Origin of the sequence: Aeromonas sp. R1-1 (assembly GCF_040908495.1) — a bacterium.
Taxonomy (GTDB): Bacteria; Pseudomonadota; Gammaproteobacteria; order Enterobacterales; family Aeromonadaceae; genus Aeromonas; species Aeromonas veronii.
On record NZ_JBFODV010000231.1, the window covers coordinates 1 to 3997 of the forward strand.

Annotated in this window: 4 protein-coding genes; 1 reads left to right on the top strand and 3 read right to left on the bottom strand. The window is 61.1% G+C overall.

The genetic code is table 11. From position 1 onward, the window contains the following. The 3 genes from AB5Y92_RS15425 to fldB form a co-directional block, all read right to left on the bottom strand. Positions 1 to 612, bottom strand: a 612-nt coding sequence (locus AB5Y92_RS15425; RefSeq protein ID WP_368227076.1) for a PmbA/TldA family metallopeptidase, incomplete at its 3' end; no start/stop codon positions are given. Then, positions 612 to 2012 (bottom strand): TldD/PmbA family protein, encoded by a 1401-nt coding sequence (locus tag AB5Y92_RS15430; RefSeq protein ID WP_368227077.1) that lies wholly within the window; start codon positions 2010 to 2012, stop codon positions 612 to 614. The genes AB5Y92_RS15425 and AB5Y92_RS15430, both read right to left, overlap by 1 nt. A 202-nt stretch (positions 2013 to 2214) precedes the next feature. Continuing rightward, on the bottom strand, positions 2215 to 2733 hold the full coding sequence (gene fldB, locus AB5Y92_RS15435; RefSeq protein ID WP_005335151.1) for a flavodoxin FldB: 519 nt from the start codon (positions 2731 to 2733) through the stop codon (positions 2215 to 2217). 250 nt (positions 2734 to 2983) lie between these two features. Between fldB and xerD the strand changes: the two genes are divergently transcribed. Next, positions 2984 to 3883 carry a site-specific tyrosine recombinase XerD gene (gene xerD, locus AB5Y92_RS15440; RefSeq protein WP_368227078.1) on the top strand — a complete coding sequence of 300 codons (900 nt, stop codon included), beginning with the start codon at positions 2984 to 2986 and terminating at the stop codon, positions 3881 to 3883. Positions 3884 to 3997 lie beyond the last annotated feature (114 nt).

The following is a 3997-nucleotide window of genomic DNA, read 5'->3' on the forward strand; positions in this document are numbered from 1 at the left end:
GCTATCCAGCTCGTCGAAGCGACGGCCATACTGCCCCTGCGAGTGCATCGATTGGCGGCCATCCCGTTCCACCAGCGCCGAGGTGTAGCAGCCGACGCTGAACTCGCCGTGCTGGCAGAGGGTGCCCTGACTGTTGGCGAGCCAGATCTGGCTCTCCCCTTCAAAGAAGCTGTTGTAGGGGGCGCCGCTCACATCGGGCATGGCCAGCATGTCAGATTCCAGACGCAGGGCCAGAGCGATCTTCTCCTCAACCGGCGTGGTATCGGGCTGGTTGATCTCGGCGCAATCTGTGGTGATCCGGCTATTGGCCACCGAGATGCGCTGATCCGCATCCACCTTGGCAAAGCGGCTGGCATCGAGCGCATCCTGCAGCATGGCATCCAGCGCCAGCTCATCGAGGGATTCCGAGTAGGCGATGCCGACCCGACCTTCTTTGATCAGGCGAATGCCGAGTTGCTGGCTGCTGGTGACCTTGTATTCACCCAGCTCGCCCTTGTCTGCCTTGAGGGAGAAGGCCTTCTCCTGATTAGCGATGATGTCTGCCTCGGCGCCGAGGTCGGCCACCTTGCCTAGCAGGCGGGTGAGCAGTTGGTTCATGTCAAGTTGGCTCATCAGGCGTTCCCTCCCACCAGGATATTATCCACTTTCAGCGCCGGCTGGCCCACCGAGGTGGGGACCGAGCCCGAGACAGAGCCGCACATGCCAGCAGCCAGCGCCAGATTGCGGCCCACCATGGAGATCTCTTTCAGCACCTGCGGGCCGGTGCCGATCAGGGTGGCTGACTTGAGCGGCTTGGTGATTTTGCCGTGCTCGATGAGGTAGGCCTCCTGCACATTGAAGTTGAATTCACCGGTGCCGGGCTGTACCGAGCCGCCCCCCATCTTCTTGGCATAGATGCCATGTTCGACGGTGGCCAGCATATCGTCGAGGCTGTGGTTGCCCGGCTCGATATAGGTGTTGCGCATGCGCGAGGTGGGGGCGTACTTGTACGATTCGCGCCGACCCGAGCCGGTGCGGGCGTAGCCCGTCTTGAGGGCCCCCATTCTGTCCACCAGAAAGCCGGTCAGAACGCCGTCCTTGATGAGCTGGGTATGCTGGGTCGCCATCCCCTCGTCATCGACGTTGATGGAGCCCCAGGCGTTGCTCTGCAAGCCTTCATCCACCGCATTGACCACCGGATTGGCGATGAGCTGGCCCATCTTGTCGTGGAATACCGACGCCTTCTTGGCCACCGAGGTGGTCTCCAGCAGATGGCCGCACGCCTCGTGGAAGATGACGCCGCCAAAGCCGTTCTCCATGATGACCGGCAGGGTGCCGCTCGGGCAGGGAGCCGCGCCCAGTTTCACCAGTGCCTGACGGGTGGCGGTGAGGGCCAGCTCGCGCGGATCGATGCGATCGGCATGCTCCCAGCCCATTAGGGCGCCGGGAGCCTCGTAACCGACGCTCTGCTCGCTCCCTTCCATGGCGATGGTCTGGGCCATGATGCGGTTGTAGTGGCGGCGATCGGCTACTTGCAGCCCTTCGCTGTTGAAGATTTCCACCTCCTGCTCCCAGCCCAGCACGTTGCCGGAGAACTGGCTCACCTTGCTGCTCTCGGCGCGGGCCACCGCATCCATGGCGTGCAGATAGGCGATTTTCTGCTCCAGCAGCTTGTCTGCCGAGAGCGGCAGCTCGACTGGGTTGCGATCGCTCAGGCGGGTGAAATCGAAGGCGGTGGCGGTCACCACGGGGTCGCGGCGGTCTTTGGCCGCCAGCAGGGTGACGATGCGCAGCAGCTCGTCTCGGCTGGCTTGGTTGGTGTAGCCGTAGAGCACCTTGTGGCCGTAACAGAGGCGCACACCGATGCCGAAATCGAGGCCGCCGCTGATGTTCTCTATCTGGCTGGAGAGCAGGCTGAGCTGGCTGCGGCGCTTGCGCTCGACAAACAGCTCGGCAAAATCGGCACCCAGCGCAAGCGCGTGATCGAGCACGTCACGGGCGATGGCGGGGGCCAACAGGGAGAATGGGGTCATAGAATATCCTTTTCTGGTCTGTCCGTTTGCTTCCGACATCCGGCTCTGATTGTTATGGGATGTCGAGTCCATTGTTGCAGACCAGCACAAAAAAGTCGCTATAGCGTCATGCGATGATACCGATTGAGAAAATCGGTGCGATAACTGCGCCCGGCGGCCAGGGCCAGGCGCTCAGGGTCGTTTTGCCAAAACGTGGGAAAGATCAGAGCAAGGCGTGGATTTCGCTCAGGATCTGCTCGACCCACTGCTCGATGCGCGGATCGGTCTGGTCATACTGATTGGCATCATCGAGGGCCAGCCCGACGAAGTGACGGCCATCATCGATCAGTGCCTTGGAGGCATCGAATTCGTACCCTTCGTTGGGCCAGTAGCCCACCAGCTTGACTCCTTTTGGCACCAGCTGATCGTGCAGCATGCCGAGGGCGTCCTGGAACCATTCGCCATAACCGAGCTGATCGCCGAGGCCAAACAGGGCCACGATGCGTCCCTCCAGATGGAGATCGGCGATATCTTCCCAGCGGGACTCCCAGTCCTCCTGCAGTTCGCCAAAATCCCAGGTGGAGATGCCGAGGATCAGGATCTCGTAATCCTCCATCCGGCGCAGGGAGACATCCTTGATATTGTGAATATCCACCAGCTCGGGGCCGATGAGGGCGCGGATCTTCTCGGCAGCCATCTCGGTGTAGCAGGTGGTGGAACCGTAAAACAGACCAATCTTCATCGCTCTTCTCTCTGTTGGCGCTTTCTCGCTTGCTTTTGGCGCGTTCTCGCATGCTCGTGTGGGCTGCGCCATGTTGGCAACACGATGGGTAACGTAAGGGGAGGGTGCCAGTCTAGCAGATTGCCATTCGACCTTCACCGCCCGGCAAGGGACGTGGCAAACGAGCCTTATCTTTCCAATGAAAGTGCCTTGTCTTTCCAAGGAGTTGGCGCGTTACAATGGGCCATCTTTCCCCTGATTGCAGCGCACCATGAGCAAGCCCGACCCACATCCCCTGATTGAACCCTTCCTCGACGCCCTCTGGCTGGAGCGGGGATTGTCTGACAACACGGTCAGCTCCTATCGCAGCGATCTGGAGAAGTTCTCCCTCTGGCTCGATGAGCAGGGGAGCTCGCTGCTGCTGGCAGGGATGGACGAGATCCAGCACTACCTCGCCTGGCGGGTCGATCACCAGTTTGCGGCCAGCAGCACAGCCCGCTTCCTGTCGGCCCTGCGCCGCTTTTACCAGTATCTCAACCGCGAGAAGCTGCGCAGCGACGATCCGACCGTGCTGCTGGAGGGGCCCAAGCTGCCGAAAAAACTCCCCTCAGATTTAAGCGAAACGGAAGTGGAGGCACTCTTGAGTGCGCCGCTGGTGGATGACCCGCTGGAGTTGCGGGACAAGGCAATGCTGGAGCTGCTCTACGCCACCGGCTTGCGGGTTTCCGAGCTGGTGGGGCTCACTGCCGAGCATGTCAGTTTGCGTCAGGGTTTGGTGCGGGTGGTCGGCAAGGGCAACAAGGAGCGGCTGGTACCGATGGGCGAGGAGGCGATGCACTGGCTGGAGCGTTACTACCGGGAGGCCCGCACCCTGCTGCTGGGGGGCACCAGCTCGGATGTGGTGTTTCCCTCCAAGCAGGCCCGTATGATGACCCGCCAGACCTTCTGGCATCGCATCAAGCTCTATGCCCTGCGGGCCGGGATCAACGGTGAGCTCTCCCCCCATACCTTGCGCCACGCCTTCGCCACCCATCTACTCAACTACGGCGCCGATCTGCGGGTTGTGCAGATGCTGCTGGGCCATGCGGATCTCTCCACCACCCAGATTTACACTCATGTGGCCAACGAGCGACTCAAGGTGCTGCACGGGGAGCACCACCCCAGAGCCTGAGTGGCTGGCCTCCCAAAAACAAAAAACCGCCAGCAGGCGGTTTTTTTATCTCTACACGACAGGAGATGGCGCTTATTTCCCTTGTTGGGATTTCAGCAGATCACGGATCTCGGT

Excerpts from the sequence above, each read along its gene's own strand:
- AB5Y92_RS15430 (WP_368227077.1), bottom strand. The coding sequence starts at position 2,012 with ATGACCCCATTCTCCCTGTTGGCCCCCGCCATCGCCCGTGACGTGCTC.
- fldB (WP_005335151.1), bottom strand. The coding sequence starts at position 2,733 with ATGAAGATTGGTCTGTTTTACGGTTCCACCACCTGCTACACCGAGATG.
- xerD (WP_368227078.1), top strand. The coding sequence starts at position 2,984 with ATGAGCAAGCCCGACCCACATCCCCTGATTGAACCCTTCCTCGACGCC.